Here is a 21,869-nt window from a genome sequence, read left to right on the forward strand (position 1 = left end):
GTTAACGGAGTTCTGAGGTGGATTAATGAGGATCAAAGACTCGTTAACGGAGTTCTGAGGTGGATTAATGAGGATCAAAGACTCGTTAACGGAGTTCTGAGGTGGATTAATGAGGATCAAAGACTCGTTAACGGAGTTCTGAGGTGGATTAATGAGGATCAAAGACTCGTTAACGGAGTTCCGAGGTGGATTAACGAGGATCAAAGACTCGTTAACGGAGTTCTGAGGTGGATTCACGAGGATCAAAGACTCATTAACGAGTGCTATTTATACTAATTCGTTAACTTATACTTACTAACCCTTGATGCCCCATGCCCCATGCCCCATGCCCAATGCCCAATACCCAATACCCAATGCCCAATACCCACTCCCCTCACCATGAAACCAGAATTTTGAGCAATACTGGTACAAGAAGGAATATTTACAGAAAATCCCAAAATGACAATTCAACCTAGTGATAAGCCTTTACTAGAGTGGGCGGGCGATAGTTTGGCAATTGGATTATTTGAAGATGCAGTAGAGTTAACCGGAGAACTAGCTACTTTAGATCAAAAGTTTTCTGGGGTCTTAAAAGAACTGATTACTGAAGAAGAATTTAAAGGTAAAGCCAACAGTACAATCTTCACCCGTGTAAATGCTGATAGCCCAGTGCGGAAATTGATTTTAGTGGGTTTAGGCAAACCAGAAGCGTTAAAACTAGATACTCTGCGCCGTGCTGCTGCTGCTGTAGCCAGGGTAGGAAAAAAGCAAAAAAGCAAAATTTTGGGTTTTAGTTTTCCATTGTGGAACAACGATCCAGCCGCGAGTGCCCAAGCGATCGCAGAAGGTGTGGAATTAGCACTTTACCAAGATATTCGCTTTAAATCTGAACCAGAAGAGAAAGGTTCACAAATAGAAAGTGTAGATTTACTGGGTTTCGGCGGACAAGAAGCCGCCATAACCCGCGCCAATCAAATTGTTTCTGGGGTAAATTTGGCACGGCAATTAGTGGCAGCACCAGCCAACGCGGTAACACCAATTACTTTAGCGGAAACTGCTCAAGCGATCGCCAAAGAATACGGTTTACAACTAGAAATTCTAGAACGAGAAGACTGTGAAAAGTTAGGTATGGGCGCATTTTTAGGAGTAGCCCAAGCTTCCGATTTGCCACCGAAATTCATTCACCTAACTTACAAGCCAGAAGGTACACCCAAAAAGAAATTAGCAATTATTGGTAAAGGTGTAACCTTCGATTCCGGCGGACTCAACATTAAAGGTGCAGGTAGCGGCATCGAAACCATGAAAATGGATATGGGGGGTGCAGCTGCTACCTTCGGCGCAGCAAAAGCAATTGCTCAAATTAAGCCGGATTCGGAAGTTCACTTCATCTCCGCAGTGACCGAAAACATGATTAGCGGTCATGCCATGCACCCTGGAGACATTCTCACAGCATCAAACGGCAAAACAATTGAAGTGAACAACACCGATGCAGAAGGACGTTTGACCTTAGCAGATGCCTTGGTGTATGCCGAAAAATTGGGATTAGATGCGATCGTTGATTTAGCCACCCTGACTGGTGCCAACGTCATTGCCTTGGGTGACGATATTGCTGGTTTGTACACTCCCGATGATGGTGTTGCTTCCCAGATCGAAAAAGCTGCCCAAACTTCAGGAGAAAAGATTTGGCGGATGCCAATGGAAGAAAAATATTTTGAAGGGTTAAAGTCAGGTATTGCGGACATGAAAAATACAGGGCCGCGTCCAGGTGGTGCAATCACCGCAGCCCTTTTCCTCAAGCAATTTGTCAAACAAACCCCTTGGGCGCACATAGATATTGCAGGCCCAGTGTGGACAGATAAAGAAAATGGCTACAACAGCGCAGGGGCAACAGGCTACGGCGTTCGGACGCTAGTTGATTGGGTATTAGGGATTGGTGAGTAGGGACTGGGGACTGGGGACTGGGGACTGGGGACTGGGGACTGGGGGGCAGGGGGACAAGGGGGAATTATTGAACAAGCCTCTCCCTTGTCTCTCCCATCTTCCTTGTCTACCTTGTCTCTTCTCCATGCCCAATCCCCAATGCCCAATCCCCAATGCCCAATCCCCAATGCCCAATCCCCAAATTCGTGCTATCTTGAGCTTGCCAGGAAAAATTGTTGCAATAGTAACAGAATTAATTTGGCGGTCAGAAAATTAAGCTTTTTCGGGCATTGCCATCTGGTAAAATTTGTAAGGTTTCTAGAAGCTGTGAGCAATGGGATCGACTCGCGTACGGATCGCAATTGACGCAATGGGAGGGGATCATGCACCTGGTGAAATCGTTGCTGGCGCATTGCGAGCAAGAGAAGAATTGGGTGTAGATATATTTTTAGTTGGCGATCCCCAACAAATAGAAGCTGCCTTGCCATCAAAAACAAGTTTAGGGCAGGTAGAGATCGTGAATGCTGAAGAAGCGATCGCTATGGATGAGGAGCCTTTAAATGCAGTTAGACGCAAACGCAAGGCTTCTATCAATGTGGCGATGGATTTAGTCAAGCAACAAAAGGCAGATGCCGTATTTTCGGCTGGTCACTCTGGGGCCGCTATGGCATCAGCTTTGCTGCGCTTAGGACGATTGCCAGGAATCGATCGCCCAGCGATCGGGACAGTTTTTCCGACAATTATTGCTGGTAAGCCAGTGCTGGTACTTGATGTTGGCGCAAATGTAGATTGCCGCCCCAAGTTTTTAGAGCAGTTTGGTGTTATGGGATCGGCTTACAGTAAGTATGTCTTGGGTACAGATGAACCGAAAGTAGGTTTGCTGAATATCGGTGAAGAAGACTCTAAGGGCAATGATGCAGCCGTCCGCGCCCACCAACTGCTACGCGAAAATTCCCAAATTAATTTTATTGGCAATGCTGAAGGGCGTGATGTACTTTCCGGTCACTTTGATGTGATTGTCTGCGATGGCTTTGTAGGCAATGTACTGTTAAAATTTGCCGAAGCCGTCGGAGAAGTGATTCTGCAAATTCTGCGGGAAGAATTACCCCAAGGATTGCACGGTCAAATCGGTTCCGCACTCTTAAAACCCAACTTGAAGCGGATTAAGCAGCGAATGGATCACGCAGAACATGGTGGTGCTTTACTACTAGGCGTGGCAGGAGTCTGTTTTATCGGTCACGGTAGCTCTCAAGCACCTTCAATTTTTAATGCAATTCGCATGGCAAAAGAAGCTGTTGACAATCAGGTGATACAACGAATTCAGTCCCAATATATCCTAGAGCGCGAGAGCGGTTAGTCATTGGTCATTAGTCATTGGTCATTGGTCATTGGTCATTGGTCATTTGTAAAGGACAACTGGCAAATGACAAAGGACAAATGACAAAGGACAACTGACAAAAGACAAAAGACAAAAAGCTGATAGCTTGGGAGATTAGGAGTGCAAAACTTAGGCGTAGCAATTACTGGAAGCGGCTCGGCAGTACCAGCGACTTCCCTACACAACCAGACATTGAGTGAACTAGTTGAAACATCAGATGAGTGGATCGCTACAAGAACGGGAATTCGTCAACGTCGATTAGCTCTGCCATCTGAGTCCTTGAGTGTACTCGCTACTGCCGCCAGCAGCCAAGCGATCGCCGCTTCGGGAATTCAACCAGAAGACCTAGACCTGATTCTGCTAGCGACTTCCACCCCTGATGATTTGTTTGGTAGTGCTTGTCAAGTACAGGCGCAATTGGGAGCTACCAACGCAGTCGCCTTTGACTTAACCGCTGCCTGTTCTGGCTTTGTGTTTGGTTTGGTTACAGCAGCCCAATACATTAGAACTGGTGTCTATAGAAATGTATTGTTAATAGGGGCAGATATCCTCTCTCGTTGGGTAGATTGGGAAGATCGCCGGACTTGTGTATTGTTTGGTGACGGTGCTGGGGCAGTGGTGTTACAAGCTGCCAAAAGCGATCGCTTATTAGGATTTGCACTTAAAAGTGATGGTACTCAAAACCATTACCTCAACCTTGCTTATGCAGGTACTTCCCAAGAACTGCTGACTGATGTAAATATCACCAAAGGCACTTACCAACCGATTACGATGAACGGCAAAGAAGTCTACCGCTTTGCTGTCCAAAAAGTGCCAGAAATAATTGATAAAGCCTTGTTTCAAGCCAATCTTAGCGTTGACCAGATAGATTGGCTGATATTGCATCAAGCCAATCAGCGAATTATCGATGCCGTTGCCCAACGCCTGAATATCCCAGAAGATAAAGTTATAAGTAATCTCGCCCAGTATGGCAATACTTCAGCTGCTTCCATCCCCTTAGCTTTAGATGAAGCAGTACGACAAGGTAAAATTAAACCCAATGACATCGTTGCGACATCCGGCTTTGGTGCCGGTCTTACTTGGGGCGCGGCAATCTTTCAATGGGGAAGATAGGGATTGGAGACTGGGTATTGGGTATTGGGAAACTCTTCCCCAGTACCTAATCCCCAGTCCCTAATCCCCAGTCCCTAATCCCCAGTCTCCAATGACCAATGACCACTGACTATTGACAAATGACAAAAACTGCATGGGTGTTTCCCGGACAAGGTTCCCAAACGCTGGGAATGGGAATGGATTTACTAGATATACCGTCCGCTAAAGACAAGCTTGCCAAAGCTGAGGATATTTTGGGCTGGTCTGTAACTGAAATTTGTCAAACTCAAGAAGAGAAGTTATCACAAACGCTGTATACTCAACCAAGTCTTTATGTGGTTGAAAGCATTCTTGCTGACCTGCTTCGAGAACGAGGACACCAGCCAGATTTAGTTGCTGGCCACAGTTTGGGAGAATATACTGCTCTTTATATAGCGGGTGTTTTTGAATGGTCGGCTGGTTTATATCTGGTGAAGCGTCGTGCAGAACTTATGGATAGTTCCATCGATGGGATGATGGCAGCTTTGATGAACTTTGACCGCGAACAGCTAGAAAAAATTATTGCTCAAACGCCTGATGTGGTGATAGCAAATGATAATAGTTCGGCTCAAGTGGTAATTTCAGGCACGACTGAGGCTGTACAAGCGCTGATGACTCAAGTTAAAGCAAAGCGTGCGGTTCCCCTAAAAGTTTCTGGAGCATTTCATTCACATTTAATAGCACCAGCAGCTGCGGAATTTCAAGACATTTTAGAATCTGTGGAATTTCAACCCGCGATTGTGCCAGTGCTGTCTAATGTCGAGCCAACTGCATCTATTGATGCCGAGATTTTAAAACAACGCCTGAACAAACAAATGACTGGTTCTGTAAGATGGCGAGAAATTTGTCTGCAATTACCAGCCAACGGTATCGAGCGAGTAATGGAAATTGGCCCTGGTAAAGTGTTAACTGGCTTGATTAAACGTAATACCCCTGATTTGATTTTACAAAACATCCAAAGTGCTACTGATTTACCTGTTTAATTTTTTTAGCTGGATCTCTTACCCACATCTTTAGTTGTCAAAAAAAGGTTAAATAACCTAGTTAAATTTGTGTCTGCAACTCCAAGACCATTCTCTGCGATCGCAATCTTGATTTGGTTTTCAGATACCAAGCAAGTATGAATCCAAATTGTGTTGGGATGTGAAGCAATTTCTGTAGGCGTGCGTTGCTGATTTGCATCTTTAACTTTTTTGCGTTTGATCTGGGTGTTGCGATCGCGTATGCTAAATTCAGTTTGATTTGCATTATCTTCTGTGGACAAAAACCGCGAACCGTTGATCAGTCTGGCACTTTACCACGCCTTTAAATGGTCAGTCGTCAGCCCCATGCTTCACGCTTATTTTCAGGGCCATATTTATGGTGCGGAAAATGTCCCCAAATCAGGGCCTCTATTAGTAGCAAGTAATCACGCTAGTTATTTCGATCCGCCGATTGTCTCTAATTGTGTACGTCGTCCGGTAGCGTACATGGCGAAAGAAGAGTTATTTAATATCCCCGTTTTGGCGCAAGCGATTAAATTGTATGGTGCTTACCCAGTGAGTCGGGGAAATGCCGATCGCAATGCCATCCGTTCCGCCCTAGAATATCTCAATAAAGGTTGGGCTGTCGGTGTTTTCTTGCAAGGTACTCGCACCCCAGATGGTCGAATTACAGACCCCAAAAGAGGCGCACTGCTGCTAGCGGCGAAAGCAAAAGCCCCAATATTACCAGTAAGTGTCTGGGGTACTGAAAAGATTTTACAAAAAGGCTCGTCCCTACCTCACGCAGTTCCCATCACCGTCAGAATTGGTAAATTGATTGATGCTCCCAGTTCCAGTAATAAAGAGGAATTGGAAGCGTTGACACAAAAGTGTGCCACAGTAATTAACGAAATGCATGATTTAGGACGATGAATCTAGAGATACTACAGATATATGCTTTAGGGAGGTAGCGATCGCTATTAGATTACTCTAATCTTAAACTCTATTCCTCTAGCAATAAACTAAAGGACTGCCAACAAATAAATTATCAATCTTACAGGGTGGCTCACTCGATCGCGCTAAACAACTAGCGTTTTTATGGTTTAATTACCACAAATTACGAATTACGAATTACGAATTATGAATTATTATGAGCGGCTTTGAAGCCAAGAGTTTTTGGGAGCGATTAAATAATCTAGCATTAGTTCGATTTTTGCTTTTGGTTGCTTCTGGCTGGGCAATTGTACAACTTTTAGCTTATTTTGAATCGGTCATTGTTATTTTTACATTTGCAGCAATTTTAGCTTTTTTGCTCAGTTATCCTGTACAAGGGCTGCGGCGGTTTTTGCCCCACGGTATAGCTGTTGGTGTAGTTTTCTTGCTCAGTATTGTGATTATAGGCGGTCTGATAATTACTGTAAGCTTAACGGTTTTATCTCAAGGACAACAATTAATTGATAGTATCACTGCATTTTTAAATTCTTTAGTACCTTTATTAGAGGGAATAGAAGGTTTGTTACGAAACCGTAATTTACAAATAGATTTAAGTTTTATTCAAGAACAATTGCGGAATCAGGCTGTATCAAGTCTTGTTAATAGTTTAGCTATTTTACAAGGATTCATGACGAACTTTGTCACTTTTATCTTGATTGCAGTTGTGGCTTTTTTCATGCTATTAGATGGAGACAAATTATGGAACTTTATTTTGAAAATAGTTCCAAAACAGCGTCGTAATAGATTTACCAATATAATTAGAAAGTCTTTTCTGGGATTTTTTAGAGGTCAGTTACTATTAAGCGCATTTTTAACAATTTCAACATTTCTAGTATTTTTATTATTAAAAGTACCTTTTGCTTTGATATTGTCAATAATAGTCGGAATTGTTGATATTATTCCTGGTATAGGAGCAACATTAGGAGTAAGCACAGTTACTCTATTCGTGTTGTCTCAAGGTGTTTGGTTAGCAGTCAAAGTATTAATAGCTTGTATTGTCCTCCAGCAGATACAAGACAACTTGATTGCGCCCAGAATTATGCAAGGCGCGCTGAATCTTAATCCTGTAGTGGTGTTTTTTGCTTTACTAGTAGGGGCTAAAGTAGCAGGATTATTAGGTGTTTTTATATCTATTCCCATCGCTGGAGTAATTGTGTCTTTATTTGAAATAGATGAAATGAAATCTGAAGTTTAGTTATTGGTCATTTGTCAGGAACTCGGAACTACTGAATAATGTAAAAATAGCCATTTACAAATAATTGGGAAGTAATGTCGGATTTAAGAGCGGAATTAACAGAAATTTTGGATGAGGCAGAGTGGGAATGGTTAATTCCTCATGTACAACGAGATGCAGTAATTTTGGTGGCGCTTGAGCTAGACTTGGTGGATGTTGGAGTAGCGATCGCCAGTGATAACATTCCATCAGTGGAACAGTGGATTGATAAACAATTGATTACCAAACCCACAACAGTACAAGTGGGAGAATGGAATGGCGATCGCAGTAAACGATTTAATACTCTCATCGTTCAGCCTTACGTTCTAGCCCAAGAAATACTTGCTGCCTAATTCGTTTCTGTGTTTTTTTCAATGGCAGTTGGTGTTGGAATATTTTCTTAGAAAAGATAGTCTAATGTGCCAGTTATTACTTGGCTATTGCCACGGACTATCTAGCTGATTTGATTAAAGCAAAATTTTCTCCTTTAAGATTTATCCATCTAGGAGCTAGAATTGTTACCATTATTTCAGATTAGATGTTGAAACCTTGATCCAATCTGAAACCTTAGAATTATTAGAATGGCCTCGCCTGTGCCAGCACCTTGCCACTTTTGCCGCAACGAAGCTGGGGGCGACAGCTGCGCGTCATCTGAAAATACCTGATTCTCAGACCCAAAGCGAACTGTTGTTAGAGCAAACCAAAGAAATCTACCAACTGGAAACTCGCCTGACCACGGGACTGTCATTTGAGGGAATTCAAGATATTGGCGATTCCCTAGAACGAGCAGAACGCAGTGGAGTTTTAGCAGGGGAAGAACTGTTAGCGATCGCTACCACCCTCGCTGGTGCCAGAAATTTGCGCCGTGTCATCGACAATCAAGAAGATTTGCCAATATTGACTGATTTGGTTGCCGATTTGCGGACTTATCCCGAACTAGAACAGGAAATTCACCGCTGTATTGATGAACGGGCCCAGGTAACTGACCGCGCGAGTCAAAAACTGGGAGAAATTCGCACAGACTCGCGGCGAGTACGCAGCCAAATTACTCAAAAGCTGCAAAATATCTTACAGGCAAAATCTGGCGCAGTTCAAGAACAGCTGATTACCCAACGCAGCGATCGCTTTGTTATCCCCGTAAAAGCACCCCAAAAAGATGCCATTCCCGGTATAGTTCACGATACCTCTACCAGCGGTGCCACCCTTTATGTGGAACCGAATTCAGTAGTACCTCTAGGCAACCAACTGCGGCAGATCATCAGAAGAGAGCAAGCCGAAGAAGAAACAATTCGCCGTGTTTTGACGGAACAAGTAGCCGCAGTCAAACCAGATTTAGAAAGGTTGTTAGCGATCGCTACTACTTTGGATCTGGCAACCGCTAGATCGCGATATAGTTTCTGGCTAGGAGCAAACCCCCCGCGATTTATCCAGCGCGAAGACAGGGAAATGATTACCTTGCGGAACTTGCGACATCCTCTGTTAGTGTGGCAACAACAGCACGAACAAGGGCAACCAGTAATTCCTGTAGATTTATTGATTAGTCCGCAAATTCGGGTAGTGACAATTACCGGGCCCAATACTGGCGGTAAAACTGTAACCTTAAAAACCTTGGGGTTAGCAGCATTAATGGCCAAAGTGGGTTTATTTGTCCCCGCCCGCGAACCAGTAGAAATACCTTGGTTTGATAAAGTGCTGGCAGATATTGGCGATGAACAATCCTTACAGCAGAGTTTATCCACATTCTCTGGACACATCCGCCGAATTAGTCGGATTTTGGAAGCATTGGGAACTGGGGAAGTAGAGGAAGATGAAAAAGATTCCAATGCCCCATGCCCTATGCCCAATTCCCTAGTTTTACTTGATGAAGTCGGTGCAGGAACCGATCCAGTAGAAGGTAGTGCTTTAGCGATCGCCTTGTTGCAATATCTCGCCAACCATTCCCAGCTAACGATCGCTACCACTCACTTCGGGGAACTAAAAGCCCTGAAATACGAAGACGATCGGTTTGAAAATGCCTCTGTAGAATTTGACGAAAGTACTCTATCGCCTACTTACCGTCTGCTGTGGGGCATCCCCGGACGTTCTAACGCCCTGACTATTGCCCTGCGCTTGGGATTGAAGCCAGAAGTTGTACAACAGGCGAAAACCCAAGTTGGAGAAGCTACAGATGAAGTTAACCAGGTAATTGCAGGCTTAGAAGCGCAACGCCGCCGCCAAGAAACCAAAGCTGCGGAAGCCCAAGTTTTGTTGCAGCAAGCGGAACGTTTATATAAAGAAGTATCTGCAAAAGCTGCAAGTTTGGAGGAAAGGGAAAGCAGTTTGCGGGCTTCACAGGAAATAGCAGTGCAACAAGCGATCGCTCAAGCAAAAGGTGAAATTGCCCAAGTTATCCGCCGTTTGCAGAAAGGTACGCCCACAGCCCAAGAGGCGCAGCAAGCAACTAATGCTTTGAATCAAATTGGCCAGCAATATCAGCCAGCAACGCCAGCAAAACCAAAAGTTGGGTTTATGCCCAAAGTAGGCGATCGCATCCGCGTTCCCAAATTGGGACAGATAGCAGAAGTGATCGCTGCCCCCGATGAAGATGGCGAGTTAAGCGTTCGCTTTGGGCTAATGAAGATGACCGTGAAGTTGCAAGATGTAGAATCTCTAGATGGTCAAAAACCCGAACCGGTTGTTAAAGCCAAACCAGCCCCAGCAGCAGTAACCCCCCCACCGCCAGCTGTCCCAGAAATTCGGACTTCCAAAAATACCATCGATTTACGTGGTAAACGGGTAGCTGATGCCGAATACATTTTAGATAAAGCTATTTCGGAAGCTACAGGCCCAGTCTGGATTATTCATGGTTACGGTACTGGGAAACTTCGACAAGGAGTTCACGCATTTTTGCAACAGCATCCCAGAGTGAACAACTACGAACCAGCAGAACAAGCAGATGGCGGCACTGGTGTTACCGTTGCTCACATCAAATAAAAAGCAGGAATGCTATGTTACTTGAACTCAATCAACTAATTGTTAGAGCCGGTCATCAGTTGTTGATTAAAGATGTCTCTTGGTCGGCATACAAACGCATTTTAGCAGAACTAGGAGACAATCGCAGTTCGCGGATAGGTTACAGTCAAGGGGTGCTAGAAATAATGGCTCCATTGCCAGAGCATGAAGTAGCTAAAGTTATTATTGGCGACTTGGTAAAAGTTTTATTAGAAGAACTCGATCTGGAATTTTGGAGTTTGGGTTCTACAACTTTTGATAAGGAAAGTATGGATGCTGGGGTAGAACCAGATGATTGTTTCTATATCCAAAATGAAGCTAGAGTTAGGGGCAAAGATAGAATAAATTTAGAAATTGACCCGCCTCCAGATTTGGCTATTGAAATTGATATTACCTCCCGCACTCGTTTCAATAATTATCAAGATTTGAGAGTAACGGAACTGTGGCGATGGAATGGAAGTAAGTTAGAAATAAACGTGCTTTTTGATGGTAAGTATGTAGAATCAAATACCAGTTATATTTTTCCCAATCTCCCAATAAACCAAGTGATTCCCGAATATTTGATGCTAAGTAAAACCAATGGCAGAAATGCGACAATGAAAGCATTTCGTGTGTGGATAAGACAGCAAATTAGTAGCCCGATTTAGTTTAAATTATCAGAAATGCCTACTCAAAAAAGTTATGGCTAGTGGGATAAAAATAGTGATATTTTGCTATTTATCCCTTACCAAACTAAACATTAGAAGATTTACGAAGCGTGGTTTACAGGTTAGCAAACCACGCTATTTACCTTTTATCTAATACCTATAAGTACCAGACATTAATATTCTAATTAAATAAGATATATCATAAATTATATGGATATAGAAATAGAAACTCTACAAGAAGCTGAAGCCGTAATTGAAAGTGACATAAGAGCCAAAATCACGAGGCTAAACTTGAGTTTTTCTCATAGGTACAGGGATTCTGTTATTCCTGATTCTATCGGCGACATATTAAGTTTAGAAGAATTAACAATTTATAGTAAATCGCACAATGTAGTTTATGGAATTGAACAAATACCAACAACTATTGGAAAGCTAACTAACTTAAAAATACTTAAGATTTATGATTTATGTGAATTAGAATATCTACCTGAAAGTATCGGTAATCTTAAAAATTTAGAAGTTTTGCACATTGCTGATTGTTCACGCTTGAAAGCAATACCAAACAGTATTGGTAAACTCAAAAATCTTAAGCGGTTAGAGTTGATGGAATCAATGAGACCGCTTGCTAATTTTGAGAAGTTACCTGACAATATTGGAGAACTTAGTTCTTTAAAAGAACTGATAATTAACTCTACAGTTATACAGTCACTACCTAATACTATAGGTAATCTTAGTAATTTAGATTATTTAGAAATCAGCCGCAATCCCAAACTACATAAGTTACCAGATACTATTGGCAAACTGCAAAAATTAACAGTTATGAGGCTTGAAAGGGGATTTTTAAGTTCTTTGCCAGAGAGTATTGGTGAATTGCGAAATCTTAGAGAACTAATTATTAATGACAATAAATTAACTCAATTACCAGGGAGTATAGGTATCCTAACTAAGTTAGAAAAGTTAGAGCTTATAAACAATCAGCTAACCGAATTACCAGATAGTATTAGGAATTTATCTGGACTTAAGAACAGTATACTTCTCTATGGAAATCCTCTAAAGTCTCTTCCTGAAAGTGTTTTCAACTTACCATTTTAAATAGATTGGTGATGATTATAGAGTGATTCGCTTGGGTGAAGTAATGAAATTAAGCCATATTTAAGCATAGGTTTTGGTGAATGTCTAAACTATTACCTCTGCCCATTAACTTTATAAATAAGTTCTGATATGTGCGTGGTTTGTGGTCAGAGTTGCATTACCAACTAAGTTGGAGTAAATCAATTGTCAACATCTTCAAAGGCTGACTTTATCAAATTTTTAAGTTTGTCATCGGTTTTATTTATGGAGGCGTCAATCGTCCTGATGTTGCCCAGCCTATACTGAAATAACAGGCCGCACACAAGTAAAACTTAGTTGGGGTAATGTCCAGCAGCAAAAAGTGCCTTTAGCAAACAGGAAAAATATTTGTAGAGTAATTATGTATATATTAAGACCAAGTAATAAATATCAAGAAATTTCAAAATTTAAAAATGCAAACAAATTAGGAGGTATTCTACATAATTACTTAGCGATCGCTAGCGGTTAGCATTCAAAACAATAGTTTATTTATACTCTGATACGAAGCTAGCAACGAAAGTCGGGTAAACCTTAATTAGAATTGATAATTTTTTACTTTGTCGAAAAGAAATTTTCATCTAGAGTAAGACAAAGATACCTACTGTTTACCAGATAAAAAAGCTAGCTGAAGCCTCTGGCTCATAGCTATCTATGGGAAACCAAGCTTGATTCTTAAGAGTCTGGTTTCAAAATGGGTAACAGCAACATCCCCTATCAGCTCGATCACCTATGCTAAAAGTTATGCACTCGGCCGCCAACTCAGCCACTCCAAATTCCCAGTGGGAGGATTTAATCAAGCTTCCAGCCCCAAACACAGTTCAATGGGACAATATCAAAACCCAATTAGACTTGGTGCTGTTAGCGCTAGAAACCTTAACTGGGATTGGTTCAGAGGCAATGCTTTCGGCGGCAACCGATCTGAATTTAGAATCAAGAGTGCCAGACCGCGTAGCTTTATGGCGATTGCGCCAATCAAATCCTCTACGCAAAGGTCAAGGAGGGCGAAAAAAGCTAGATGTCGAAGAAGCGCGATCGCTTGTTTTGATCGTCTGCTACCTAGCCAAACAGCACCAGGAATTGATTCGCCGTGCTGTCGGTCTGTTAGAACAAATGGCAGAAAATAACCGGGAACCTCACCAGGCTGCTTTACTTGGAGACTATATTGATGCTTTTTGCAACACCTACCAAGAGCGGATGGAAGAGGACGAGCAAATCTCAACGGATTTACTAACTAACCTGGCCTTAAAACTGCTTGTAGATTTACTTTTTTACAGCGCTCCTGGTGGGCATCGCCGTCTCTGGCTAGCACTTATAGACCGTTCAACAAAATTTTAAATTTTAGATTTGAAATTCCTCAACCAAAATTCGTTTTCAAAAGTTTGCTAGGTAAGGATTCCTTTTTGATGGTCATTAGTTCTTGAGCGATGCACTATCAATAATGCCTCCTCCTTGCACGCCAGTTTGCATAACAGAAGGAACCTGACAAATTTCTGAGTGGAAGAATCCACCGTTCCAACTTTTCTTTGCAAGCAACTGGCTCAATTTTTGCAAAATCCCAATATAGTCTTCTTCGTAGTTCCTGTCATGCCTCTATCAAATTCAGTTATTCGTTGCTACACACCACCGACTTGCACGCTAGAAGTATTCGCGCAAAGCTCACCTCTGTCTCGTTGGATGGGGAAAACTGTCCTCAAACATCTGAGTTTTGAGCTACGTTTTGACGATCCCCGACTCCCAGAAGAACAAAGAGTTCCAATTCGGGGCGATCGCGAGCAACTTGAAGCTTTATGTGATGCCGTCACTAACTATGTACAGCAATTCCTCCAACAGTCTCCAGAAAGCTTTTGGGTGAGTTTCCCCAGTACCCAGGAGTCAAGCACAGCACTGGACGATCCAGAATTAAAGTCTTCAACAAAAACATTAAATGCTTTTAGTAACCAGATTCCAGGAGCAAATATCTACTTAGAACCAAGTAGCTATTTAACTCACAACCTATTTCTTGGTTCTCTGGCCAACTATTCATCTGGCCCCGTAATTCAACTCAGTTTGCTGCAACTATTCGATTTGGCAAGTGCTTTAGATGAATACTCAACTGATGTCATGGCACTTCCAACTCTCAACAGCACAGATTCGACTCTGAGGTTCCCTGCTTGGGCACCTGTTGCCGCAGTATTAGTATTAGGTGTAGGTTTTTTACCAGTTACTTGGCAATATGCTAACAATATTAGAGAAAAGCAACAGCAGACAGCCAAAACATCAAATTCAGAAGCAGTAAAGACTGCTCTAGAACCTTCATCCTCACTAAACTTTCCCACCCCTGAACCTAGGCTAACCCCTCCATCAAACAATTTGCTAGGTTCTACCCCTCCCCTTTCCACATCCACTTTACCCCAAGCACCTCTAACAGCCCCTAGTTCTAATAGTTTTTCTGCACCGCCACCAAATACATTGACAATACCTCAAGGGACGACTGCAACCCTTCCCAGTAATCGAGCGATGCCTTCAGCATCCAGCAAAATTCCAAGCCAGGAAATTGCCATATTACCAAATCTGGCACAGAATCCAACTGGGTCAAGTTCCCAACCCGGTGCTGGTAATATCCCTCAACTGCGGAATTTGCCACCCAGACTATCTTCTAACGCCAATAGCTTACCAACTAATATCTCACCAGTCCTCCCTCCATCTCTTGACACCATACCCAATAAGAATCGTGTCAATACCCCAACCCAACCCTCCCCGCTAACCTCACAACAGCTAGACGAAAGAATCCGTTCCTTACAGCAATCTTCTGCTGGAGAAAAACCTGCTTCACAACTTCCCTCCTCTAGGACTGCGGAGAATAATCCCTTTATCGATCAATTAGGGGACGCAAATAAAAACCCCACATCCAGAGAAGTAGCTACTGGCACATTATTTGACACACCTCAAGTAGCAGAAGCTAGACAATACCTAACGAAGCGTTGGCAACCACCTACTGGGCTGGGACAAACATTAGAGTACAGTTTGATAGTTGGTGTTGACGGCACAATTGAACGAATTTTCCCCCTTAATAAGGCAGCAAGAGAATTCGTTGATAACGCTGGGATGCCTGAAGTTGGCAAACCTTTTGTTTCCGCTAATAAAAATGGACAAAATGTCAGAATTCGAGTTGTTCTGAGTCCTGATGGCAAGGTACAGACTTTTCCAGATGAATAACTAAACTATCCTTTTAATGCCACTTGTAAAACTGGTACAAATCCTGTGCCAGTTTCTACTGACTACATAGGTTAAACAAGGCAAAAGTAGAAAAATTACTTTCACAACACAATCCTCTAAATTTCAAATGAAGAGAGTTAGCTCTTACAGGGAATTCAAAATTATCCGGACATCAGAAATTAACTACATAACGAAAAACAAAAGGACTGGATATTCCAGTCCTTTATTATATTGATTTAACGTTTTTATCTTAATAACGGGATTTTTTGGTTTTTAACTTTTGCTTTTTACGCCGACGTTCGCTAGCAACAATTGCCTGTTCTACAGGATAACCCACTAAAGGAATTACCTGATATTTGCGCTCGTCTTCTAATTTTTTCAGTTCAGTGTAATCAACCCAATGAATGCAATCAACCGGACAAGTGTCAATTGCTTCTTGGATAATTTCCTCAGCGTCCCCATCTTGCCGAACCACGCGCGATCGCCCGTAATCTGGTTCAATATAAAAGGTGTTACGCGCAACATGAGCGCAATGCTTGCAACCAATACAGGTGATTTCGTCAACATAAACACCATTTTGGCGTAGCATACCACCCAATTCCGGTTCTAAACCAGAACGTTCTGGGGCATCCCGTAAAAAACCCCCTAATTCTGGTTCCAAACCGGAACGGTTATCTTCTTGTTCTTCCAGTGACGGCAGAAAATCAGCCATTACGCACTCCAGCGCTGTACTACCAGGCGAATTGAACCATCTTCATTTTTTTGTTGTTCAGAAACTTGAAAACCAACACGAGCAGTTTCTTTCAGAACTGTTTGATAAGCATAGCGCTGTGTTACTTGGCGCAAAAATCCATCTACAGACAAATCTTGTTGCCAATATTGCAAGTCAGCCACCAATTCATATTCCTTGCCATTCCATCTAAAGCCGATGTCATAGCCATTTTCCTGCTCAATACTAACTTCCGCAGGATGGGTTTGACCGCGATAGCCACGGACTTCGCGCGGGCCGGGTTTCCAGTCTACGCCCAATTCAGTCAAAGCATCTTTCAAAGAATCAAGGTTACGGATTTGAGTCTTAATTTGGCTAAAGTGTGACATGGTGGTTGTGAATTAATAACACTAAACTACTGTGAAAACTTACCAATCGCTGTAAGTGGTGTGTGTATTCGCCACATTAGGTTGCTGCACCTTGGCGGCGAAATATTCTGAGGTTGGCTCATGATTAAGTACTTGCCCCAGCTGCGCCTCTATTGCTGCTGTAACTTCAGCGCAAGAATTACCCACAATGCCAGTGACTTTCTCTTGTACCCGACCGTCTGGATAAATTATGAACTCTAATGTCTCCATTCTTTTGGCCAACCAGGATAAGTACGCTTAAATTCTACTGCCTTAGCAGAAGGCTACAAATATAGCCATAGGAACATTTTTACTAGATATAAACTTGCCATTTGTTAACTAATGTTCCATTTTTCAACATATATATCTCAGAATCTTTACAAAACTTATTAATATTATAAGCACACGCATCAGTATTTAGTTAGTTTCTCTTAACCTCATTGATTAGTCAAGGTAACTACTGGAGTAAGCGAAGTAAGCTGCAAAAGTCCTAAGAATAAGCATTAGAGGTAGTATAGGCAGCAAGACAATTCACAAAAATATAAAATTTATTGAAAAACTTTATTCTTAGCATTCGTTCTACCTTATTATTTTCCAGGTAGATTAGATGCAGTGCAGTATAACTCTAAAGTAATATAGTGTGTATACGTAGGTATTGTATTAGGCTTTTAGGTATAGTTACTTTAGTTGGCATTGGCTGTAGAAAGATTTTTAAACGGCGTTCGCTGAAAGCGTTGGCGCAGCCATTGCTATTTTCTGCCATTGGTAAGATTTATCAACCTCGATTCTAGACAGTTAAATATGTACAAATTTGCCCCAGCTTGGGAGAAGGAGCAAATAGTCTTTGGTGCTGCGCGACCTGGATACACTGACAAGAATGTTCAGGATTGGATAGAGTTCATGAAGCGCCAAAATATCAAGCGTGTTTGCTGTCTTCTTGATGAACAACAGCTAGGTTCTTACTCTAATCTTCTAAACATATACAAACAGGAATTTGGGAATCAGCTAATTTGTTGGGCACCAATTGCAGATTTCCATTTATCTGATTTAGAAACCCTCACACAGAAAATACTTCCTTTCTTAATAGAAGCTGAGAAACAAAATGAGAAAGTTGTTGTACACTGTTCCGGTGGAATTGGACGTACTGGACATGTATTAGCGGCATGGCTAGTTAGTGTGCGAGGATTATCAAATCAAGCTGCAATAAATGCTGTCAAAAAAACAGGTAGAAATCCTTATGAAGCTGCGATCGCTGCTGTATTTATAGGTAGAAATCCTTTAACAGTTATAAAAAAACTTAACGCGCTTCTGAATGATTGCCGTCTAGCAGTGGATAAAACATTTTGAGTTTACTATTATCTTGTTTAATCAGTCCTTTGTGAGGAAAATTATATGGCAATGGTTCTAGATAAAGTAGTTCCTTTTGGAAGGTCAATGGATGAATATATAAAAATATTCAACTTAACAAATGCAGATTTAAATAAAAAAATTATTGGAATTGGGGATGGCCCGGCAAGCTTTAATGCAGAAATGACACGTCAGGGTAAAAGTGTAGTTTCTATTGATCCACTCTACCAATTTTCTGGCGATGAGATATTGCAAAGATTCAATGAAGTGGTAGATAACATTATTAACCAAGTTAAGGCTACATCGAATGATTGGGTATGGAGCTATCACAAATCTCCAGATGATTTGCGACACAATCGAGTCAAAGTTATTCGAGAATTTTTGTCTGATTATGAAACTGGCAAAAAGAGTAACAGGTATGCAGTCGGTGAATTGCCAAAATTGGCTTATGATAATCAAGAGTTTGATCTAGCCCTTTGTTCGCATTTATTATTTTTATATTCAGATCATCTCGATTACGATTTTCACTTAAATTCAGTAGGTGAGATGTTGCGTATTGCTAAAGAAGTTCGAATATTTCCCCTGATAACTTTAATGTGGAAACACTCACAACATTTAGATGAAATAGTAAAATATTACACTTCAATGGGTTATAAAATAGATATTGGAAAGGTTGAATACGAATTCCAGCCTGGTGGAAATAAAATGTTGAAGATAACCAGAGATGTTATATAACTCCTAGCCATAAAGAATTGGTATAACTATCCGGTTTATAGAATTATTAGGCATATTATTCAGCAAACATTTCAGCCAAGGTATCTAAAACTGCTTTTTGTTCATCAGAGTCAATCTGACCTAGCTTTTTGACTAATCGAGTTTTGTCAACTGTACGAATTTGATCTAGAACTATTTGCCCATCCTTACCCTGAAACTCACAAGTGACACGAGTTGGATAAGACTGTCCTTTAGTTTTCATCGGAGCAACAATAATCGTGGCAATATATTTATTCATCTCATCTGGTGAGATTACTACACAGGGTCTTGTCTTCTGAATCTCACTGCCAATCGTTGGGTCGAGGTTAACCAAAAACACGTCAAATCGATTGACTACCACTCCCACTCTCGATGCTCCCACTCTGTAGTTATCGCATCATCGAGCAGCAGTGCATCGTCGTGCTGCTTCGCCATAGTTGCAAATGCTTCCTCCCACCCCTGACGCGATTGAGAGGCAGCACGGATAATTAGGTGGCAATCTTGAATTTCAATTTCCACCTCTTCACCAATACCACTTTGTTCTAGCAGAAGTTTAGGAATGCGGATACCTTGAGAATTCCCGATTTTAACGATACGGGTTCTAATTGCTGTCCCCATGAGGATACCTATCCTTGATTGTAATTACATTGTGATTACTAATCAGGTTTTTGTCAAGAAGCACTCAATTTATCAATAATTTTTAATGTGTAGGCGTAGCCAGCCGTAGGCATCGCTCTCAAAATTACCAGATGCGATGTCTACGACGGGCTACGTCTAGGCACTTTTCTCTTAACTGGGTTTATCAGACTCAAACGGATTCCATAATCTCACCTGTGTAATCCAACGGAAATCATCTGTATTTCTTGTTATCAAAGTTAATCCATACACTAAAGCAGTGGCGGCAATAATTGCATCACCTAAAGTCATTCGTTTCTGTTGTCGCAGAATTACCGCTTGATTTAACACATCTTGAGAGATTGGTAGAACCTGAGCAACTTGAAAAAACTCCTCAAAATACTGACGTTGTTCCTCTTTAAGCAGATGATAGCCTAACACTTCCAAATAACTGAGTGCTGATACCGCAGGTGCATATTCAGCAATTAACTCTCTCAATTGGGCGTTTTCTAGTTGAGCAGAATATATAATAATATTGCTATCGAGCAGCACGTTTTATCGTCCCGGAAGTGAACGGTCTTGACGAGTTTCTTGTTGCCAAATAATTGGATCAACATCAGTCAAAGCTTGACTCACAGCAAGTTTTTTTAATATTTCAGCCATTCTTCGTCCCCGTGCTTGTTTATCTATGACTGATTCATTTTCGAGCAATGTAACATGAACTGGGATTTGTTGTTCTCCTAATGTAGGTACATCATCAATCCACTCTAAACGACTTCCTTTCAACCAAGCTCTGAATGTTTTTAGCATTATTTTGCTCTCTACTTTGTATCTATCTTGGCATCGCTCTTAAAACTACGATATACAATAAGCGATCGCTCTCTCCTCTATACAATCGTGCGTAGGCGTAACTAACCATAGGTAATTCCTTTAATCAAAAGCTTTCGCTAGAAGTCTGTATATTCGTTTCAAAACCATAAAGAGAGTTAAAATAAATTGAACAGAAAAGTAGTAGCATACTGATGCTAGTAGCCTCTGCAATGAGCATAAATTTATTATCCATAAAGTACAGCTAATAGGCTTTAGGAAGTCACTTAATAATATAACTACAGTTATGGTAGAAGTTAATATTGAGAAAGATACATTGACATAAATTTCCCGAAGTAACTCACGCCGTTGAATATTTTTTCTTATTTCAACTTGATCCGTTGTTTGTTTCTGATCTTGATTTTTTTCTGAAATATCATAAACTAATAGGAGCAAGTTGAATAATAAAGCTGAAAATATTGAGAAAGAAGTAATGAGAGCATTAACCAAACCATCATTTAGAAGAACTCCTAGAGAAATCATTACACCAGAAGTAATAGCTGGTATAATAAAGAACAAAATAATATCTGGATAGTATATCTTCCCTGTTCTACTACTCTTAAGTGTCGCAATATGGTCTTGAATTATACTAAAAACAGAAATTTTATTTAACATTATATTTGCTAGGGATACATTTGATTAATAACTTCTTGTAGGTAAATTTTCGCAATTGTTTGTATACTTTGGAAAGTTGGATAATCATCAGAATCTATAACTACTTTATCAGAGATATCATAGTAAGCTTTAGCTCTCTGGAGACAACCTAAATCAAAGGTTATAAGACTTCCATCAAGATCAACATCAACCTTTACGGTGTCGTAATCAAAGTTAAAATCCCGAAGTTCTATGAGACTTTTAACACTATCTTTTGAGTTAAAAAAGTTTTGAATTTTACCCAGGAAAGGAATTTTATTCGCAGATAATACTATTTCCATGTTATGGGGAATTTCTTCATGACCTTCATCAAGTCCATCAACTCGATCAAGCGGAGCTTGATACTTAACACATCGAAGCTTTTTAATAGTACCTCCGTATATAATTCTCTTAATTATTTCTTCTTGAACTAAAGTATTTATCTCGACAGAAAAGCCTGGAAAATTATCAGAAAAATACTTATCTAGAAAAATACCAAAGTGTGTGCGAATACCATGTTTCCCTGTACGTTGTAAAAGCAGAATTCCTTCATTTGTATCTTTTGGAATGTAAATCAAGAAATAAAAAGGTAAAACCTCAGCATCACTCTATTCCTGAAGCTGTCTACCGAGAACTGACTGATCCCAACTTTCCAGTTGCAGGTGCAATTGAAGTCCAAACTTTTATCTGGATTCTAACTCGTCCAGTTCAAGATCGAATATTGGTTGAAGCACTCAGCAATGAACTAGATATTGGTGAAGCTGAAGCGATCGCTCTAGCGCTGGAAATGAAAGTAGATCAAGTTTTGATTGATGAACGTCGTGGTCGCATGGTTGCAGCTAGGCTAAATCTTGGTTACACAGGGATTTTAGGAATCTTGGTTGAAGCTAAAAGTCAAAAGCTGATTTTTGCTGTGAAGCCTTTGTTAGATGCTCTGATTAACCAAGCAGGATTCTGGGTGGCGGAACCTTTATATATGAGGGTTTTGCAGCTTGTTGATGAAAATTAAATGCAACGTA

Annotated in this window: 25 protein-coding genes and 1 pseudogene; 15 read left to right on the forward strand and 11 right to left on the reverse strand. The window is 41.1% G+C overall.

Translation table 11 applies throughout. The annotated features are described in order from the left end of the window. Positions 1-237, reverse strand: a pseudogene (locus tag RMZ42_RS21530) (hypothetical protein); the annotation flags it as partial. A gap of 201 nt (positions 238-438) precedes the next feature. On the opposite strand from RMZ42_RS21530, the gene RMZ42_RS21535 reads away from it, so the two are divergent. The 4 genes from RMZ42_RS21535 (at position 439) to fabD (ending at position 5,391) form a co-directional block, all read left to right on the forward strand. Continuing rightward, entirely contained in the window at positions 439-1,920 is a 1,482-nt protein-coding gene (locus RMZ42_RS21535) for a leucyl aminopeptidase (RefSeq protein ID WP_322673322.1), read from the forward strand. Positions 1,921-2,233: 313 nt separating this feature from the next. Then, entirely contained in the window at positions 2,234-3,256 is a 1,023-nt protein-coding gene (gene plsX / locus RMZ42_RS21540; protein WP_322673323.1) for a phosphate acyltransferase PlsX, read from the forward strand. A gap of 141 nt (positions 3,257-3,397) precedes the next feature. Further along, complete coding sequence (locus RMZ42_RS21545) at positions 3,398-4,390, forward strand: beta-ketoacyl-ACP synthase 3 (protein ID WP_322673324.1); 993 nt, start codon at positions 3,398-3,400, stop codon at positions 4,388-4,390. A gap of 119 nt (positions 4,391-4,509) precedes the next feature. Then, positions 4,510-5,391 carry an ACP S-malonyltransferase gene (gene fabD / locus RMZ42_RS21550; RefSeq protein WP_322673325.1) on the forward strand — a complete coding sequence of 294 codons (882 nt, stop codon included), beginning with the start codon at positions 4,510-4,512 and terminating at the stop codon, positions 5,389-5,391. 5 nt (positions 5,392-5,396) lie between these two features. On the opposite strand, the gene RMZ42_RS21555 is transcribed toward fabD, so the two are convergent. Continuing rightward, complete coding sequence (locus RMZ42_RS21555; protein ID WP_322673326.1) at positions 5,397-5,672, reverse strand: hypothetical protein; 276 nt, start codon at positions 5,670-5,672, stop codon at positions 5,397-5,399. Between RMZ42_RS21555 and RMZ42_RS21560 the strand changes: the two genes are divergently transcribed. The 8 genes from RMZ42_RS21560 to RMZ42_RS21595 all read left to right on the forward strand — a co-directional run bounded on the left by RMZ42_RS21560 (position 5,665) and on the right by RMZ42_RS21595 (position 15,519). Further along, positions 5,665-6,303, forward strand: a complete 639-nt coding sequence (locus RMZ42_RS21560; RefSeq protein ID WP_322673327.1) for a lysophospholipid acyltransferase family protein — start codon at positions 5,665-5,667, stop codon at positions 6,301-6,303. The two genes, RMZ42_RS21555 and RMZ42_RS21560, sit on opposite strands and share 8 nt — an antisense overlap. Positions 6,304-6,520: 217 nt before the next feature. Continuing rightward, positions 6,521-7,558 carry an AI-2E family transporter gene (locus tag RMZ42_RS21565; protein ID WP_322673328.1) on the forward strand — a complete coding sequence of 346 codons (1,038 nt, stop codon included), beginning with the start codon at positions 6,521-6,523 and terminating at the stop codon, positions 7,556-7,558. A gap of 74 nt (positions 7,559-7,632) precedes the next feature. Beyond that, positions 7,633-7,929: a DUF2288 domain-containing protein gene (locus tag RMZ42_RS21570; protein WP_322673329.1), complete on the forward strand. Its 297-nt coding sequence runs from the start codon at positions 7,633-7,635 to the stop codon at positions 7,927-7,929. Positions 7,930-8,125: 196 nt separating this feature from the next. Further along, positions 8,126-10,549, forward strand: a complete 2,424-nt coding sequence (locus tag RMZ42_RS21575; protein ID WP_322673330.1) for an endonuclease MutS2 — start codon at positions 8,126-8,128, stop codon at positions 10,547-10,549. 14 nt (positions 10,550-10,563) lie between these two features. After that, positions 10,564-11,214, forward strand: coding sequence for a Uma2 family endonuclease (locus RMZ42_RS21580; protein WP_322673331.1), 651 nt, complete (start codon positions 10,564-10,566; stop codon positions 11,212-11,214). A gap of 210 nt (positions 11,215-11,424) precedes the next feature. Beyond that, a complete protein-coding gene (locus tag RMZ42_RS21585; protein WP_322673332.1) occupies positions 11,425-12,306 on the forward strand; it encodes a hypothetical protein in 882 nt (293 codons plus the stop codon). Positions 12,307-13,053: 747 nt separating this feature from the next. Further along, on the forward strand, positions 13,054-13,659 hold the full coding sequence (locus RMZ42_RS21590) for a DUF3038 domain-containing protein (protein ID WP_322660741.1): 606 nt from the start codon (positions 13,054-13,056) through the stop codon (positions 13,657-13,659). Between the two features lie 249 nt (positions 13,660-13,908). After that, complete coding sequence (locus RMZ42_RS21595; protein ID WP_322673407.1) at positions 13,909-15,519, forward strand: DUF4335 domain-containing protein; 1,611 nt, start codon at positions 13,909-13,911, stop codon at positions 15,517-15,519. A 250-nt stretch (positions 15,520-15,769) separates the two neighbouring features. Here RMZ42_RS21595 and RMZ42_RS21600 read toward each other — a convergent pair whose 3' ends face one another. Genes RMZ42_RS21600 through RMZ42_RS21610 form a run of 3 tightly spaced genes read right to left on the reverse strand, consistent with a single transcriptional unit; the run spans position 15,770 to position 16,866 of the window. Next, the gene (locus RMZ42_RS21600) at positions 15,770-16,231 is read right to left on the reverse strand and encodes a ferredoxin (protein ID WP_322673333.1); all 462 of its coding nucleotides are present in this window, start codon (positions 16,229-16,231) and stop codon (positions 15,770-15,772) included. Continuing rightward, on the reverse strand, positions 16,231-16,617 hold the full coding sequence (locus RMZ42_RS21605) for a DUF1257 domain-containing protein (protein WP_322660747.1): 387 nt from the start codon (positions 16,615-16,617) through the stop codon (positions 16,231-16,233). The genes RMZ42_RS21600 and RMZ42_RS21605 overlap by 1 nt, the downstream gene beginning before the upstream one ends. A 39-nt stretch (positions 16,618-16,656) precedes the next feature. Then, entirely contained in the window at positions 16,657-16,866 is a 210-nt protein-coding gene (locus RMZ42_RS21610) for a DUF2997 domain-containing protein (protein WP_322673334.1), read from the reverse strand. 570 nt (positions 16,867-17,436) lie between these two features. On the opposite strand from RMZ42_RS21610, the gene RMZ42_RS21615 reads away from it, so the two are divergent. Next, positions 17,437-17,982, forward strand: a complete 546-nt coding sequence (locus tag RMZ42_RS21615; RefSeq protein WP_322673335.1) for a protein-tyrosine phosphatase family protein — start codon at positions 17,437-17,439, stop codon at positions 17,980-17,982. A gap of 45 nt (positions 17,983-18,027) precedes the next feature. Further along, positions 18,028-18,717 (forward strand): SAM-dependent methyltransferase, encoded by a 690-nt coding sequence (locus tag RMZ42_RS21620; protein ID WP_322673336.1) that lies wholly within the window; start codon positions 18,028-18,030, stop codon positions 18,715-18,717. A gap of 55 nt (positions 18,718-18,772) precedes the next feature. On the opposite strand, the gene RMZ42_RS21625 is transcribed toward RMZ42_RS21620, so the two are convergent. The 6 genes from RMZ42_RS21625 to RMZ42_RS21650 all read right to left on the reverse strand — a co-directional run bounded on the left by RMZ42_RS21625 (position 18,773) and on the right by RMZ42_RS21650 (position 21,428). After that, positions 18,773-19,096 (reverse strand): type II toxin-antitoxin system PemK/MazF family toxin, encoded by a 324-nt coding sequence (locus tag RMZ42_RS21625; protein WP_322673337.1) that lies wholly within the window; start codon positions 19,094-19,096, stop codon positions 18,773-18,775. Continuing rightward, positions 19,090-19,353, reverse strand: coding sequence for an AbrB/MazE/SpoVT family DNA-binding domain-containing protein (locus RMZ42_RS21630; protein ID WP_322673338.1), 264 nt, complete (start codon positions 19,351-19,353; stop codon positions 19,090-19,092). The genes RMZ42_RS21625 and RMZ42_RS21630 overlap by 7 nt, the downstream gene beginning before the upstream one ends. Before the next feature lie 171 nt (positions 19,354-19,524). Then, positions 19,525-19,902: a type II toxin-antitoxin system VapC family toxin gene (locus RMZ42_RS21635; protein WP_322673339.1), complete on the reverse strand. Its 378-nt coding sequence runs from the start codon at positions 19,900-19,902 to the stop codon at positions 19,525-19,527. Positions 19,903-19,905: 3 nt separating this feature from the next. Then, positions 19,906-20,160, reverse strand: a complete 255-nt coding sequence (locus tag RMZ42_RS21640; protein WP_322673340.1) for a hypothetical protein — start codon at positions 20,158-20,160, stop codon at positions 19,906-19,908. Between the two features lie 120 nt (positions 20,161-20,280). Then, complete coding sequence (locus tag RMZ42_RS21645) at positions 20,281-20,832, reverse strand: hypothetical protein (protein WP_322673341.1); 552 nt, start codon at positions 20,830-20,832, stop codon at positions 20,281-20,283. 8 nt (positions 20,833-20,840) lie between these two features. Continuing rightward, complete coding sequence (locus RMZ42_RS21650; RefSeq protein ID WP_322673342.1) at positions 20,841-21,428, reverse strand: hypothetical protein; 588 nt, start codon at positions 21,426-21,428, stop codon at positions 20,841-20,843. Between RMZ42_RS21650 and RMZ42_RS21655 the strand changes: the two genes are divergently transcribed. Beyond that, positions 21,413-21,859 carry a DUF3368 domain-containing protein gene (locus tag RMZ42_RS21655; RefSeq protein WP_322673343.1) on the forward strand — a complete coding sequence of 149 codons (447 nt, stop codon included), beginning with the start codon at positions 21,413-21,415 and terminating at the stop codon, positions 21,857-21,859. The genes RMZ42_RS21650 and RMZ42_RS21655 overlap by 16 nt on opposite strands. Positions 21,860-21,869 lie beyond the last annotated feature (10 nt).

This window comes from Nostoc sp. DedQUE05 (assembly GCF_034530955.1).
In the GTDB taxonomy this organism is placed as follows: domain Bacteria; phylum Cyanobacteriota; class Cyanobacteriia; order Cyanobacteriales; family Nostocaceae; genus Nostoc.

Coding starts and splice junctions, on each gene's coding strand:
- RMZ42_RS21535 (WP_322673322.1), top strand. CDS start 439: ATGACAATTCAACCTAGTGATAAGCCTTTACTAGAGTGGGCGGGCGAT.
- plsX (WP_322673323.1), top strand. CDS start 2,234: ATGGGATCGACTCGCGTACGGATCGCAATTGACGCAATGGGAGGGGAT.
- fabD (WP_322673325.1), top strand. CDS start 4,510: ATGACAAAAACTGCATGGGTGTTTCCCGGACAAGGTTCCCAAACGCTG.
- RMZ42_RS21565 (WP_322673328.1), top strand. CDS start 6,521: ATGAGCGGCTTTGAAGCCAAGAGTTTTTGGGAGCGATTAAATAATCTA.
- RMZ42_RS21570 (WP_322673329.1), top strand. CDS start 7,633: ATGTCGGATTTAAGAGCGGAATTAACAGAAATTTTGGATGAGGCAGAG.
- RMZ42_RS21580 (WP_322673331.1), top strand. CDS start 10,564: ATGTTACTTGAACTCAATCAACTAATTGTTAGAGCCGGTCATCAGTTG.
- RMZ42_RS21585 (WP_322673332.1), top strand. CDS start 11,425: ATGGATATAGAAATAGAAACTCTACAAGAAGCTGAAGCCGTAATTGAA.
- RMZ42_RS21590 (WP_322660741.1), top strand. CDS start 13,054: ATGCTAAAAGTTATGCACTCGGCCGCCAACTCAGCCACTCCAAATTCC.
- RMZ42_RS21595 (WP_322673407.1), top strand. CDS start 13,909: ATGCCTCTATCAAATTCAGTTATTCGTTGCTACACACCACCGACTTGC.
- RMZ42_RS21600 (WP_322673333.1), bottom strand. CDS start 16,231: ATGGCTGATTTTCTGCCGTCACTGGAAGAACAAGAAGATAACCGTTCC.
- RMZ42_RS21605 (WP_322660747.1), bottom strand. CDS start 16,617: ATGTCACACTTTAGCCAAATTAAGACTCAAATCCGTAACCTTGATTCT.
- RMZ42_RS21610 (WP_322673334.1), bottom strand. CDS start 16,866: ATGGAGACATTAGAGTTCATAATTTATCCAGACGGTCGGGTACAAGAG.
- RMZ42_RS21615 (WP_322673335.1), top strand. CDS start 17,437: ATGTACAAATTTGCCCCAGCTTGGGAGAAGGAGCAAATAGTCTTTGGT.
- RMZ42_RS21620 (WP_322673336.1), top strand. CDS start 18,028: ATGGCAATGGTTCTAGATAAAGTAGTTCCTTTTGGAAGGTCAATGGAT.
- RMZ42_RS21630 (WP_322673338.1), bottom strand. CDS start 19,353: ATGGGGACAGCAATTAGAACCCGTATCGTTAAAATCGGGAATTCTCAA.
- RMZ42_RS21640 (WP_322673340.1), bottom strand. CDS start 20,160: ATGCTAAAAACATTCAGAGCTTGGTTGAAAGGAAGTCGTTTAGAGTGG.
- RMZ42_RS21645 (WP_322673341.1), bottom strand. CDS start 20,832: ATGTTAAATAAAATTTCTGTTTTTAGTATAATTCAAGACCATATTGCG.